We start from the raw sequence: 13,206 nt of genomic DNA on the forward strand, positions 1-13,206 counted from the left end.
CCGGACCGAACCCGGCGGACCGCTGCGGAAGAATCGCTGGCGATGCGCGGTTGGCAGGAGAAGAGTGGACAACGTACGCGTGAGGAGAACTCCGATGACCGAACGTCCCGTCCTGCACCCCACCGCAGAGCACCCGATCACCGTCACACCGACCGGAGCACGGGTGACCGTGCGGGTCAACGGCGAACTGGTCGCCGACACCACCGACGCGGTGACCCTGCAGGAGTCGACCTATCCCGCGGTGCAGTACATCCCGCTGTCCGACGTGGTCGCCGAGCGGCTGCAGCACAGCAACACCGGCACGTACTGCCCGTACAAGGGTGAGGCCGCCTACTACTCCGTCGCCGCGGGCGACGATGTCGTCGAAGACGCGATCTGGACCTACCGGAATCCGTACCCCGCGGTGGCCGCGATCGCAGGCCGGGTCGCGTTCTACCCGGACAAGGCCGAGATCACGGTCGGTTAGCGGCTGCGCACCAGGTAGCGCCGCTCGGCGTAGGCCAGGTCGTCGCGCCACAGCCGGGTCGCGGCGTACCGCATCACCGGCGCGAGAAGCGGCGCCGCGTACACGCCGTAGCCGAAATTGGGCCGGTCGGAGTGGGCGACCACGGCCTCGATCACCGCGGTGCGGGGCCTGCCGTCGGGCCCCGGACCCACCGGCGTTGCATGGGTTTCGACGACGCTGCCTGCGCCCTCGCCGTCGACGATGCGCATCACGATGGTGCGCGGGCCCGGCGCGGTGAACTCGGCGATCACCGGGACGCCGAGGCGGCCGATCCGGAACGTGACCGCCACCAGGAAGCGGTCTGCCTGCTCGGTGACCTCACCCTCGGCGGGCGGCGCGCTGAGCACGTCGAGCCGGGTGAACGAGTACGGGTGGAACCACGCGCCGTGCCAGGGGTCGAGCCGGTTGGCGATGATGTCGGCCGGCTCGCACACCCCCTCGAGCCGGGTGACGGCGTGCAGATAGGGCGCCGGTGGCCGCACCGGGATCAACGGCGCATCGGTGGGCTGTTCACCGCCGACGGCGTCCAGCCGGACCCAGACCAGCACCCCGTCGTCGTGAGCGGGGTAGGGCTTCCAACCGAATTCGCGGCGGTCACCGCCCAGCCGCAGGCCGTGCCAGGGGCACACCAGCGCACCGCAGTCCACGGTGCCGGTGGCGAGCTCGGCACCCAGGTGCGGGCAGCTGCCCGGTCCCACGCGCAGCTCGCCGGCGGCACCGCGCCACGCCACGATCTCCACGCCACCGACCGAGGTCCCCAGGGGTGTGCCGCCGATGTCGTCACTGGCGGCGAACGCGAACCAGTTGCCGGTGGGCCTGGCCTGCGCCCGGACCAGGGCGCGGTCGATGACGGCCGGCTGCGCGTCACGGTAGGTGGGCTCCTGTCGGGCCCACGAGATCTTCGGCAGCACCTCGAACGGGACCACCTTGTCCCACTTGGCTTTCAGGTCGGTGAGCCGGCTCATGACGCGGCCTGCTCCGCCCGTGCCACCAGCCGGCTCAGCGTGGGGGACCGGCCTTCGGTCGGCACCGTCACCAGGGCGTGGCCGGCGATGCCGAAGCCCTGCAGCAGTTGGTTGGCCGCGGCCCAGCCGGTGGTGGCGGCCCGCTCCATCAGCGCGACGGGCAGGTCGATCCGGATGCCGTCACCGGCCAGCGCCAATCCGTCGGTCGGGGTCGCCACGCCGGGCCTGCGGTCGAAGTCGCCCGGTGCGAACCGCGGGCAGTCCTGCCTGCGCAGCACCAGTTCGCCGACGATGCGGGCGTCCCGGGTCTCCGGATACAGCTCGTGCAACCGGGCCAGCAGCCGCCCGGGCAGCTCGTCGGCGGGTCCGACGGCGGCGTAGGAATGCAGTTCGACCACCGAACCACCGGTGCGCCCCGCCCATTCGGCGGCCTGGCGTTCGTAGCGTTCCAGCACACTGACATTGTCCAACGGCGGACGGCCGCCCGTGCCGAGAAAGGCCGGCCGGTCGGGGTGCACCGGCCGGTCGAGCCACAGCCGCTGCACCACGAACGGCGGTGCGGTGCCCAGCGCGTCCACCCGGGCCCGCCAGTCGGCGTCGCCGAGCGCGGGGGATTGTTCCACGATGCGGCGCAGCCCCGTCACGTCGGTGGCCAGCACCACGCCGTCCGCGTCCAGCGTCGCGCCCGAGTCGCAGCGCACCTGGAACGCCTGTGCCCCAGTGGTTTTCGCCACCTCGCTCACCGAGACGCCGGTGTGGAAACGCACACCGAGCCCCTCGAGCCGCGCGCGCATCGGCTGCCACAGCGCTTCGTCGAAGTTCGCGTTCGCCACGTCGAAGACCAGGCCCTCGCTGGAGCCGAGGAAGTAGATGTGGAACATCGTGGCCAGCTCGGCCGCCGACAACTCCTCGGGCAGCGCGAAGAAACTGCGGGAGAACACCTCGAACGCCAGATGCCGGGCGGCCTCCGGGAAGTTGATGTCGCGCAGGAACTTGTCGGCGTCGACGTGGTCCAGGCGGTCGTAGATGTCGGGCACCGACACGGTCGCCAGCGGGCCCGCCGCCCGGCCGTCGACGCGGACCAGGTCGCGCAGCCGGAACGTCGGGCTGCGCAGCGCGAACACCAGAGCGTTCCACGGCGGGCTCTGCGGCAGCCCGCGGAACGTGTCCACCCGGCCCTTGGCGTCGATCAGCGGATAGTCCTCGACCGGCACCAGCATCCGCAGCCCGGGATCGATGCGGCTCAACAGGTGTCGCAGGTTGTAGTACTGGCGGAAGAAGGCGTGGAAGCCGCGGTTCATCGTCACCGGGGTGCCGTCGGGCAGGTCGTCCTCCCATCCGCCGACCCGGCCGCCCAGGTAGGGCTCGCGCTCGACGACCTCCACCTCGATGCCGCGTTCGGCCAGGCCGGTGGCGGCGGCGAGGCCCGCGATGCCCGCGCCCACCACCACGGCGCGCGGGCGGCGCGGCAGGCCGTCGGCGTTGCGGGCCCCCGGCGGGGCCGGGTGCAGCACGCGGCGGGGATCGGTCACGGTGCCACCGCGGTGAAGGTGTGCACGATGTCGCGCTGCCAGCCGGGCATGGTGTCGCTGTCGACGTCACCGAAACCGTTGCGGCGCAGTCTGTCGCGGAACGCCGCGGCGCCGTCGAACTCCATCACGCTGCGCCGCAGGTAGCGGTAGAGCGAGGCGTCGCCGGTGCGCAACCGGCCTGCGGGGATGATCACCGTCCAGCACACCGCGTTCCACACGATGGTGGCCACCCGGGAGTCACGCACCGAGTAGTCGTGCACCGCCAGCGGCGCGCCGGGACGCAGCAGGGTGCGGAACGTCTGCAGCTGCGCGTCGGGGTCGGGCAGGTTGCGGATCAGGTACGCGGCGAAGATGCCGTCGAACGGGCCGTCCACCCCGGCCGCCGCGAGATCCTCGATGCGGCTGTGCACGAAGCGCACCGATGCGGGCCACGTCTTGGCGGTGGCCTCGGCGAGCATGCCCGCCGATCCGTCCACCGCGACGATCTCCGCCTCCGGCGCCACCGACAGCAGTGCCGCGGTCGACAGTCCGGTGCCGCAGCCGGCGTCGAGCAGGCGCAGCCCTGCGCCGTTGCGCGGCAACCGCATTCGCTGCGCGGAGATCCTCAGGTGGTCCTCGTAGCCGGGATTCGCGCCGACCAGGCGGTCGTACGCGGCAGCCCCGGTGTCGAAGGCATCGGGGACGTGGTCGCGACTCAGTCCGGTCACATGGCCTCACTTTCCGCCGTCTCGCGGCGCAGACGCTGACGTTCCCACAGCAGCAGCACCGCGGTCACCATCGAGAACCCGAAGAGGAAGTCCTCCACCGGGATGTCCCACGGGAACCGGATGCCGCTGAAGTGGTCGTCGTGGTAGACGACGATCGGCGCCGACAGTTTGGTCAGCCAGCCGTCGACGGGGATCTGGAAGCCGAGCACGATCGCCATCGACATCCAGTAGGCGGGTCGCCGGAACAGCCCGGTGCGCAGGAAGAGCAGCTCCCAGGCGATCACCAGGAGCACCGACACGACCGCGGGCAGGGTGTAGCCGACGCCGATCACGCGGACTCCGAGGACCGGTCGCGCAGCCGCCGGAACAGTCCGAGGCAGGAGGTGACGGCGTTGTAGGTGAGCAGTCCGCACAGCGGGATCACCAGGAAGAACAGCAGTTCCTCCAGCGGGAGGCTGCCGATGCGGATCCCGGTGACGTAGTCGGGGTTGTAGGTCCAGACCTGCCCGCTGATGGCCAGCACGTCCCAGGTGACGAACACCGCCGCGACGGGCAGCAGCGCCGACGCGGTGCGGCCGATCTGGCGGTACACCCCGGAACCGAAGAACTCCAGCGGCAATGTGATTGCCAGGCAGGCGCCCAGCACCATCAGGTATTGCCAGTGATCCATGGCTACACCTTTACAGGGTTGGCCATCCGCGCGCGCCAGGCCCGCACCAACCCGGCGCCGGCCACCTGCAGCCGCCTGCCGGTGCCGACCGTCGCGCGCTGGGTGAAGATGTCGAAGTCGATCTCCTCGATGCGGTCCAGGATTTCGGAGTACAGCACCTGGGCGGCGCTGACGCAGGGCCGCGAACGGGGCGCCAGCAGTGCGATGCCGCCCTCGGCGTAGTCGTAGATCCGGCGGGCCGCCGCGTGCTGTTCGGCCAGCGCGCTGCGGACCCGGGCGTCGGTGCGCCCGTTGGCCCGGCACCACTGCAGCAGGTCGCGGTCCACCCCGTGCGCGGCGAGTTCGTCGGCGGGCAGGTACACCCTGCCGCGTTCGAGGTCCTCGTTCACGTCGCGCAGGAAGTTGGTCAGCTGGAAGGCCTTGCCGAGCGCGGCGGCGTAGGGCGCGGCGTCCTCACGGGGGCCGACGGTGCCGAGGATCGGCACCATCTGCAGGCCGATCACCTCCGCGGAGCCGTACATGTAGCGGTCCAGCTCGGCGCGGTCCGGATAGTCGGTGACGGTCAGGTCCATCCGCATCGACGCCAGGAAGTCGTCGAACAACTCCCACGCGATGCCGTAGCGGCGCGCGGTGTGCACCACGGCGTCGAGCGCCTTGTCGTCCGGATCGGCGGGCCCGTGCCCGTTCGATTCGGCGGATCCGGCGGTGCCCTTGGTCATCCGGTTGAACAGCCGGGTGGCCAGCCGCTGCAGGTTGTCGGCGCGCTCGCTGATCGGGATCACGGGGTCGAAGTCGTCGAGGATGTCGTCGGCCTGACGGGCGAAGCCGTACAGCGCATGCACGGCCGGCCGCTGCTCGGGCGCCAGCAGCCGGGTGGCCAGGAAGAACGTCCGACCGTGCCGGGCGTTGATCAACCGGCAGCGGCGGTAGGCGTCGCGCAGCGCAGGGTCGTGGACGCCGGCGGCGTCGAGTTCCGAACCGATCATGGCAGCCCGCTCCTCGTTCTCGTCGGCGCCGGACGGGTGACGGCTCCGGTGACCCGGTCGGCGGCCAGCCGACCGGACAGCACAGCGGTGGGGATGCCGACGCCGGGCACCGTCGAGGACCCGGCGAGCACCACGTTGTCGATTCCGCGCACGGTGTTGGCCGGCCGGAACGGGCCGGTCTGGGCGAAGGTGTGCGCCAGCGAGAACGGCGTGCCCGCCACCATCCCGTCGCGCGCCCAGTCGTCGGGGTTCACCACGTGCAGCAGTTGCAGGTCGCTACCGACGCCGGGCAGCCTCGCCTGCACCGTGGCCAGCATCTGCTCGGTGTAGGCGGCGCCGGTGCGCGCCCAGTCCACCGTGCCGACAGCGGTGTTGGGTGCGGGGGCCAGCACGTAGAGCAGGTCGCGCCCGGCGGGGGCGAGGCCGGCGTCGCCCGCGCTGGGCCGGGTGACCAACAGCGACGGGTCGCCCATCACGCGGCCGTCGTCGATGATGTCGCGGAACGTCTGCTCCCAGGCGCCGCCGAACAGGATGTTGTGGTGGCCGACGCTCTCGTCCACGGTGCTGCAGCCGACGTGCGCGACCACGGCAGAGGGAGCGGGCCGGATCGGCAGCAGGCGGCGTGGGGTACGGCCCAGCATCCGGTAGGTGGCGGGCAGCTCGGTGGTCAGCACCACCGCGTCGGCCGCGAATCGCTGTCCGTTGTCGGTGTGCACTGCGATCACCCGGCCGCCGCGCTGCTCCAACTCCGACACCGTTGCGCCGTAGTGGAATTCGACACCCGCGTCGGCGGCCGCGGCTGCCATCGCCGACGGCACGGCCCGCATGCCGCCGCGCGGGAAGTAGACCCCGGCGACGGTGTCCATGTAGGCGATGACGGCGTAGGCCGCCAGCGCGCGGTCCGGCGGCACCCCGGCGTAGAGCGCCTGGAAGGTGAAGATCCGGCGCAACCGCTCGTCGGCAATGAAGCGGCGGATCACCTTGTCCCACCGTCGGAAGCCGCCGATCGCCGCCAGTCGGGCCAGCTGCGGCGTCAGCAGCGACAGCGGCGAATCGAAGTTCGACCCGATGAAGCCGTCGAACTCCACCTTGTACAGCCGCGTCAGCCACTCGCGGAGCTCGGTGTAGCCGCGGGCGGCCTCGCCGCCGGCGAAACGCTCGATCTCGGCGGTCATCGCCGCCGGGTCGGTGTGCACGTCCAGCCCGGTGCCGTCGGCGAACGAGGCGTGATAGGCCGGGTTTACCGGCAGCAGCTCGACGCGGTCGGCCAGCGACTCGCCGACCGCGGCGAACGCCTCGTCCAGGATGTCCGGCATCGTCAGCACCGTCGGGCCGGTGTCGATGGCGTAGCCGTCGATGTCCAGGCGGCCCATCCGGCCGCCGGGGAAGGTCTCGCGTTCGAGCACGGTGACCGTACGGCCCCGGCCGGCGAGCTGCAGGGCGGCCGACAGCCCCGACAGGCCTGCGCCGACCACCACAACGCGGTCGGTGTTGCCCTCGACTGTGCGCATCAACCAGCTCCTGCCTGAGTGTCCGTCATGCCGCCCGCCGCGTGCAGACCGCGGCCATCTCGACCAGCGCGGCGCGCACGGTGGCGTCGAGCCGGCTGGCGTGTACGCGCTCGAGCGCGTGGGTGAGTTTGCGATCGATCAGCTGCTCGATCCACTGCACGGCGCCGGTGGCGGCGATGAGCGCCCGCCACCGCATGATGTCGGCGTCGCTCAGCTCGCGCTCGGCCATCAGCTCGTCGAGCTGGCGCCGCGCACCCGCGTCGGCCAGGTGGTGGGCGGCCATCACCACGCTGGTGGCCTTGTGCTCGGACAGGTCGCCGCCGGCCGGTTTCCCGGTCACCGAGGGCGCGCCGAAGATGCCCAGCAGATCGTCGCGCAACTGGAACGCCTCGCCGACGGCCGCGCCGTAGCGGCCGAGCAGTGCCACCGTCTCCTCCGGGCAGCCGGCGAGTGCGCCGCCGATCTCGAGCGGGCGGCGCACCGTGTAGTTACCGGACTTGCGCCGCGCGACATCCAACACGGCCTCCAGTGTCGGCCGTCCACCGGCGTCGTTGACCAGATCCGCAAACTGCCCGACCGCGAGTTCGGTGCGCATCGCGTCGTACCGCGGCCAGGCCCGGGCCAGGGCCGTCGCGCCCAGCCCGCTCTCGCGCATCATCTGCGCCGCCCACACCAGGCACAGGTCGCCGAGCAGCACCGCCGCCGAGGCGCCGAACCGGTCGGCCGACCCGGCCAGGCCGCGCTCGCGGTGCCAGTCGGCGAATCGCACGTGTGCCGACGGCAGCCCGCGCCGCATCGGCGAATCGTCCATCACATCGTCCTGCAGCAGGGCGAAGGTGTGCAGCAGCTCGAAGCTGGCGGCCGCGCGCAGCGCGGCGTCGTCGGGCGCGGCGCCGCTCAGCCAGCCCAGGTACATGAAGGTGGAGCGCAGGCACTTGCCGTCGCTGACGAAGTCGGCGAGTACGGCGGGAGCGATGTCCACTCCGGTGGCCCGCAGGTCGGCGGTGCACCGGTCGGCGACGAACCCGGTGACCGCCCTGAGCACCGCTGCGCGCACGTCGCTGCGCCAGACCTCGAACGATGCGCCGGAATTCCCGTTGGGCGGCGCTACCGCGATGGTCTGCACGGCGGACGCCAACGTGCGATCGCCGACACCACTCACCCCGACCCTTTCGACACGCGAACCGATACCCACTTCAAACTAGGGTGGACTGGACATACCCCCCACCCCAGCGGCCCAATCCGGGCCGGATGTCATCAACACGTCACACTGGAATCCCTGCGGAAACCGGGATGGAGCGGCCGCGTGGACACACACCGATCGGTGCGCCGCAGCGTGTCCTTCGACGGTCCCGCCAGCCCCGCGCTCACGCTGACGCCGCTGCGCCGCGGCCGGTACGACCCGTGTTTCCTCAACGCCGCGGACGGCGCCATCTGGCGGACCAGCCTGATGCCGTCCGGACCGGTGACGGCGCGCATCATCCGCGCGGCTCCCGACGCCGTCGACTGCGAGGCGTGGGGCGCCGGTGCGGCGGAGTTCCTCGAGGGGTTGCCCGCGCTGCTGGGCGCCGAGGACGACTGCTCCGACTTCGCACCGGAGGAACCGACCATCGCCGCTGCCCACCGCCGCGTGCCGCACCTGCGGCTGGCTCGCACCGGGCGGGTGCTCGAGGCGTTGATCCCCGCCGTGCTCGAGCAGCGGGTGCAGGGCATCGACGCGTTCCGCGCCTGGCGGCAGTTGGTGACCCGATACGGCTCGGCCGCGCCGGGGCCCGCGCCCGAGCGGATGCGGGTGCCGCCGCCCGCCGAGGTTTGGCGGCTGATCCCGTCGTGGGTGTTCCACCGGGCCAACGTCGACCCGCGCCGCGCCCGCACGGTGGTGCTGTGCGCGCAACGGGCCGACGCGCTGGAACGGTTGGCGACCAAGCCCGCCGAGCAGGCCAAGGCCGCGATGATGTCGTTGCCGGGCGTCGGCGAGTGGACGGTCGCCGAGACCGCCCAGCGGGCCTTCGGCGACGCCGACGCCCTCTCGGTGGGCGACTATCACGTGGCCAAGATGGTCGGCTGGAGCCTGCTCGGGCATCCGATCGACGACCCGGAGATGGTCGCGCTGCTCGAGCCGCTGCGGCCGCACCGGCACCGCGCCGTCCGGCTGCTCGAGGTCAGCGGACTCGCCCGCAATCCGCGGTTCGGTGCGCGGATGGCGGTGCCGAATCTGGCCGAAATGTGACGTGGGCACGGCACTGATTACGGTCTGCGACCCACGGGTATGCGAGCACGCGACGACTTGATCACGCGCAAAGGAGCTATCAATGACTCAGTTCACTGTTCCCGGCATGACCGACAAAGAGGGCGCCAAGGTCGCCGAGATCCTGCAGAAGCAGCTCAGCCGCTACAACGATCTGCACCTGACGCTCAAGCACGTCCACTGGAACGTGGTCGGACCGAACTTCATCGGTGTGCACGAGATGATCGACCCGCAGGTCGAACTGGTGCGCGGCTACGCCGACGAGGTGGCCGAGCGCATCGCGACGCTCGGCGCAGCCCCGAAGGGCACCCCGGGCGCCATCATCAGCGACCGGTCGTGGGACGACTACTCCCTCGGGCGCGACACCGTCGCCGCCCACCTCGCCGCGCTCGACCTGGTGTACGACGGCGTCATCGCCGACACCCGCAAGGGCATCGAGGAGACCGAGGAACCCGATCCCATCACCAACGACATGCTGATCGGCCACTCCGCCGAGTTGGAGAAGTTTCAGTGGTTCGTCCGGGCTCACCTGGAGAACGCAGGCGGCAAGCTGACCCACGAGGGTGAGTCCACCGAGAAGGGCGCCGCGAACAGCGCCCGCTCCAACGGCACCAAGTAACAGCTACCGAGGGTCAGGCCCGCGCTCCAGGCGCGGGCCTGATTCGTCTGCTTCCGCTTCCAGGTCGGCGAGGTCGGTCTCGGCGTCGAGCGTGTCGTCGCGGACGGGTCGGTCGGCGAGTTCTTCGTTGCGGCCGAACAGGTACGGGTAGGCCAGCCCGGCGATGGCCGCGCCCACCAGCGGCGCCAGCCAGAACGCCCACAGCTGCGCCGGTGCGCCGTCGCCGTTGAAGAAGGCGACACCGGTGCTGCGGGCAGGGTTGACCGAGGTGTTGGAGATCGGGATCGAGATCAGGTGGATCAGGGTCAGGGTGAGCCCGATCGACAACCCGGCGAAACCGTGCGGCGCCCGGTCGTCGGTCGAGCCGAGGATCACCAGCAGGAAGATGCCCGTCAGCACCACCTCGGCCACGAGTACCGCCCACAGCGAGTAGCCGCCCGGCGAGTGGTCGCCGAATCCGTTGGCCGCCATGTTCCCGGTCGCAGTCCAGTCCGCACGGCCCTGCGCCACGACGTAGATCACCAGACCGGCCACCAGTCCGCCGACCACCTGGGTGATCCAATAAGCAGGCAGCACACGCCATTCCACGCGCCGGGCCAGCGCGGCGCCCAGGGTGACCGCGGGATTGAAATGGCCGCCCGAAATCGTGCCGAAGGCGTACACGCCGGTGAGCACGGTGAGACCGAATGCCAGTGCGACACCGAGGAATCCGATGCCCAGGACGTAGCCGTCGGCGGCGGTGAACTTGGCAGCGAACACTGCGCTGCCGCAGCCGCCGAGCACCAACCAGAACGTCCCGATGAATTCCGCCGCCAGTCGGTGCGACATCGTCGGCTCACGCATGACCTGCCCCCTCGTCGGAGTGACCCCTGTCACAGGGTGGCACGCGACGCCGCCGCGGCGGCACCGTCGTTCTCCGATCGTGTCCCGATAGAGACGTCAGTCCGGCGGCGACGACGACGCCCGCTGCGCTTCGGCGGTCTCCCGGTTCAGCCGCTGAGCCTGGTAGATCGAGACGTTCGTGCGGGTGACGACGAGGTAGGCGATGCCGACGGCGACCATCGCGCAGGGGATCACCGAGAACGAGTCGGTCATCTCGGCCACCATGATCGTCACCGCCAGCGGCGCATGGGCCACGCTGCCGAAGCACGCCATCATGCCCACCACCACGAACACCGCGGGGCTGTCGGGCAGGCCGGGTGCGCCTGCGAGTTCTCCGAGTCGCCAGATCGCCGCGCCGACGAACGCGCCGATGACGATGCCGGGCCCGAAGATGCCGCCGGAGCCGCCCGTTCCGATGGACAGCGAGGTGGCGACGATCTTGGCGAACGGCAGCACCAGCACCACCCACAGCGGGATCGCCATCAGCGTGTCGGTGGCGGCGGCCTTCTGCGCCCAGCCGTAGCCGCTGGCCAGCACCTGCGGTAGCAGCAGGGCCAGCAGGCCGACCGCGAGTCCGCCGATCGCCGGCTTGATCACCTTGCCGCCCGGCAGTTTCGCCGTCAGCGCCACGGTGCCGTAGAAGATGCGGGCGTACAGCAGGCCCACCGCCGCGGCGACCAGGCCGAGCAGTACGAACCACAGCAGGGTCAGCGGCTGGTCGAACCGGAAATCGGCTGCCAGGGAACCGAACAACGGTTCGAAGCCGAGGATCGATCCCAGCACGGCGTACGCGGTGGCCGAGGTGATGAAGCCGGGCACCAGCGCTCTGTAGTCGAAGTCCTCGCGGTAGACGATCGACGCGGCGAGCACCGCCCCGCCCAGCGGCGCGCCGAAGATGGCGCCGATCCCCGCGCCGATGCCCAGCGACACCGCGATGCGGCCGTCCTCGTAGGACAGGTCGAGCCGGCGCGCCAGGATGGACCCGAAGCCGGCCGAGATCTGCGCGGCCGGGCCCTCGCGGCCACCGGAGCCACCCGAGCCGATGGTGAGCGCGCTGGTGATGGTCTTCACCACGATGGCGCGGGTGCGGATGCTGCGCGGGTCGGTGTGCACCGCCTCGATCGCGCTGTCGGTGCCGTGGCCCTCGGCCTCCGGCGCGAACTTCGCGACCAGCCAGGCCGAGACGAGCGCGCCGCCGCAGACGATCAGCGGGATCGCCCAGGGCCTCTCGAATCCCGTTGATCCCGGGTCCCCGCCGTCCTCGCCGTCGGGTCTGGGGATGTGGTAGCCGCCGAGTTCACCGAGCAGGAACCGGCCGGCGTAGTCCAGGGCGAGGTAGAACACCACCGCGCCGAGGCCGGCGATGACGCCGATGGACAGCCCGAGGATCAGCCACTTGCGCAGGTATCCCGAGCCGCGGATGAAACCGCCGAGCCCGCCGGTGGTGCCGTGGGCATCGGACATGGTGCGGATGCTAGCCGAGCGGCAACGTCAGCGATAGGCGGTGTAGTGGGCGGTGAGCGCCTGGCGGCCGTCCGCCCCGACGGCTTGCGCCGAGGCGGTGCCGGTGCTCCGGCCCACGCGCAATGCCGTTGCCTCGTAGCGGGATTGGTCACCGGCGAGCAGCCGCCGCAGATAGTTGACCCGCAGCGATCCGGTGCGTAGCGGCGAATCGGCCGTGGCATTGATCGCGGCGTTGGCCACGAGTTCGAGCCCGGTGGCCGCGACGCCGCCGTGCACCACGCCGAGGCTGTTGTTGAGCACCGGGTCGGCGGCCTGGCGCAGTTCGGCCGGACCGGGGCCGGGCCGCACGGCCATCATGTCGGCCAGTCCGGTCCTGGGCTCGTGGTGGGCAGGGTCGGACGGGAAGTCGGTGAACTCCGCCGCGACGATGTAGAACGACCGCACCGTGCCGGTGCCGATGACGGTGCCGCGGTGGGTGAACTCGGCCAGCGCCAGCGCCGTAAGGGTCTTGTGGGCGAACGGACGGGCGTGGGCCACCACCGGGTCGTCGTGACCGGCGATGAGGTCGACCGCCTCGGGAACGAGCTCCAGCGACAGTTCGGTGGTCAGGGTCCATTCGTCGTCGCCCTTGCGGATGTGGTTGGCCAGTCCGCCGACGTGGTCGAGCAGCATCGCCAGCGGCGCCACGGTTGGCGCGCCTGTCAGGGGGTTGACCAGGCCCGCGACCGGGATCGTCGCCACGACGCGGTTGCCGGTGCCCTCGTGGGTCTCGATCCCGAACCGGCCGATGGGGGTGTTGAGCGGGTGTGACATCGCAACCAAGTGTGCAGGGTCACCGCCGGGCCCGCGTGACGGAGTCGACTCTAAGAATCTGACTAGGCTTTCGCGCAAAGGGTGGAATGCCTGAAGCTGCAGCAAAGAGGCCATCGCGAATTCCTGTAGCAAACTGTATCGGCCGGACAGCAACCAGGGTGGCCACGGACGCCCGGTTGGGTGGGGCGCGCCGGTGCGGCCAAAGGTGGCGTAGGGCAACGGCATTCGTGAGCATGGCGGCGGGACGTTCCGCGGGCCGGCAACCCGGCCGGCGAGTATAGTTAGGTCAGACTAAGTTGGCATG

At 71.1% G+C, this 13,206-nt stretch carries 14 protein-coding genes; 3 read left to right on the forward strand and 11 right to left on the reverse strand.

The features are described from left to right. Positions 1 to 94: 94 nt before the first annotated feature. Entirely contained in the window at positions 95 to 466 is a 372-nt protein-coding gene (locus tag AB0K11_RS23310) for a DUF427 domain-containing protein (RefSeq protein ID WP_364982532.1), read from the forward strand. On the opposite strand, the gene AB0K11_RS23315 is transcribed toward AB0K11_RS23310, so the two are convergent. From AB0K11_RS23315 to AB0K11_RS23350, 8 genes are read right to left on the reverse strand one after another with little or no spacing between them, the layout of a single operon-like run. Further along, on the reverse strand, positions 463 to 1,470 hold the full coding sequence (locus AB0K11_RS23315) for a DUF5914 domain-containing protein (protein ID WP_364982535.1): 1,008 nt from the start codon (positions 1,468 to 1,470) through the stop codon (positions 463 to 465). The two genes, AB0K11_RS23310 and AB0K11_RS23315, sit on opposite strands and share 4 nt — an antisense overlap. Further along, entirely contained in the window at positions 1,467 to 3,002 is a 1,536-nt protein-coding gene (locus tag AB0K11_RS23320; RefSeq protein WP_364982538.1) for an FAD-dependent oxidoreductase, read from the reverse strand. Before AB0K11_RS23320 ends, AB0K11_RS23315 begins: the two co-directional genes overlap by 4 nt. Beyond that, positions 2,999 to 3,700: a class I SAM-dependent methyltransferase gene (locus tag AB0K11_RS23325; RefSeq protein ID WP_364983135.1), complete on the reverse strand. Its 702-nt coding sequence runs from the start codon at positions 3,698 to 3,700 to the stop codon at positions 2,999 to 3,001. Before AB0K11_RS23325 ends, AB0K11_RS23320 begins: the two co-directional genes overlap by 4 nt. A 5-nt stretch (positions 3,701 to 3,705) precedes the next feature. Next, positions 3,706 to 4,041, reverse strand: a complete 336-nt coding sequence (locus tag AB0K11_RS23330) for a lycopene cyclase domain-containing protein (RefSeq protein ID WP_364982541.1) — start codon at positions 4,039 to 4,041, stop codon at positions 3,706 to 3,708. Beyond that, the gene (locus AB0K11_RS23335) at positions 4,038 to 4,379 is read right to left on the reverse strand and encodes a lycopene cyclase domain-containing protein (protein WP_364982544.1); all 342 of its coding nucleotides are present in this window, start codon (positions 4,377 to 4,379) and stop codon (positions 4,038 to 4,040) included. The genes AB0K11_RS23330 and AB0K11_RS23335 overlap by 4 nt, the downstream gene beginning before the upstream one ends. 2 nt (positions 4,380 to 4,381) lie before the next feature. Then, the gene (locus AB0K11_RS23340; protein ID WP_364982547.1) at positions 4,382 to 5,365 is read right to left on the reverse strand and encodes a phytoene/squalene synthase family protein; all 984 of its coding nucleotides are present in this window, start codon (positions 5,363 to 5,365) and stop codon (positions 4,382 to 4,384) included. Continuing rightward, positions 5,362 to 6,876 carry a phytoene desaturase family protein gene (gene crtI, locus AB0K11_RS23345; protein ID WP_364982550.1) on the reverse strand — a complete coding sequence of 505 codons (1,515 nt, stop codon included), beginning with the start codon at positions 6,874 to 6,876 and terminating at the stop codon, positions 5,362 to 5,364. Before crtI ends, AB0K11_RS23340 begins: the two co-directional genes overlap by 4 nt. 25 nt (positions 6,877 to 6,901) lie before the next feature. After that, positions 6,902 to 8,038: a polyprenyl synthetase family protein gene (locus tag AB0K11_RS23350; protein WP_364982552.1), complete on the reverse strand. Its 1,137-nt coding sequence runs from the start codon at positions 8,036 to 8,038 to the stop codon at positions 6,902 to 6,904. 144 nt (positions 8,039 to 8,182) lie between these two features. On the opposite strand from AB0K11_RS23350, the gene AB0K11_RS23355 reads away from it, so the two are divergent. After that, positions 8,183 to 9,106 carry a DNA-3-methyladenine glycosylase 2 family protein gene (locus AB0K11_RS23355; RefSeq protein WP_364982555.1) on the forward strand — a complete coding sequence of 308 codons (924 nt, stop codon included), beginning with the start codon at positions 8,183 to 8,185 and terminating at the stop codon, positions 9,104 to 9,106. Positions 9,107 to 9,188: 82 nt separating this feature from the next. Further along, positions 9,189 to 9,743 (forward strand): DNA starvation/stationary phase protection protein, encoded by a 555-nt coding sequence (locus tag AB0K11_RS23360; protein WP_364982558.1) that lies wholly within the window; start codon positions 9,189 to 9,191, stop codon positions 9,741 to 9,743. A gap of 3 nt (positions 9,744 to 9,746) precedes the next feature. Here the strand turns inward: AB0K11_RS23360 and aqpZ are convergent, their stop codons facing one another. The 3 genes from aqpZ to AB0K11_RS23375 form a co-directional block, all read right to left on the reverse strand. After that, a complete protein-coding gene (gene aqpZ / locus AB0K11_RS23365; protein WP_364982561.1) occupies positions 9,747 to 10,586 on the reverse strand; it encodes an aquaporin Z in 840 nt (279 codons plus the stop codon). Positions 10,587 to 10,682: 96 nt separating this feature from the next. Beyond that, entirely contained in the window at positions 10,683 to 12,089 is a 1,407-nt protein-coding gene (locus AB0K11_RS23370) for a chloride channel protein (RefSeq protein ID WP_364982564.1), read from the reverse strand. Positions 12,090 to 12,116: 27 nt separating this feature from the next. Beyond that, positions 12,117 to 12,902 (reverse strand): PaaI family thioesterase, encoded by a 786-nt coding sequence (locus tag AB0K11_RS23375; RefSeq protein WP_364982567.1) that lies wholly within the window; start codon positions 12,900 to 12,902, stop codon positions 12,117 to 12,119. Positions 12,903 to 13,206: the final 304 nt, after the last annotated feature.

Origin of the sequence: Mycobacterium sp. NPDC050551 (assembly GCF_040674075.1) — a bacterium.
Lineage (GTDB): Bacteria > Actinomycetota > Actinomycetes > Mycobacteriales > Mycobacteriaceae > Mycobacterium.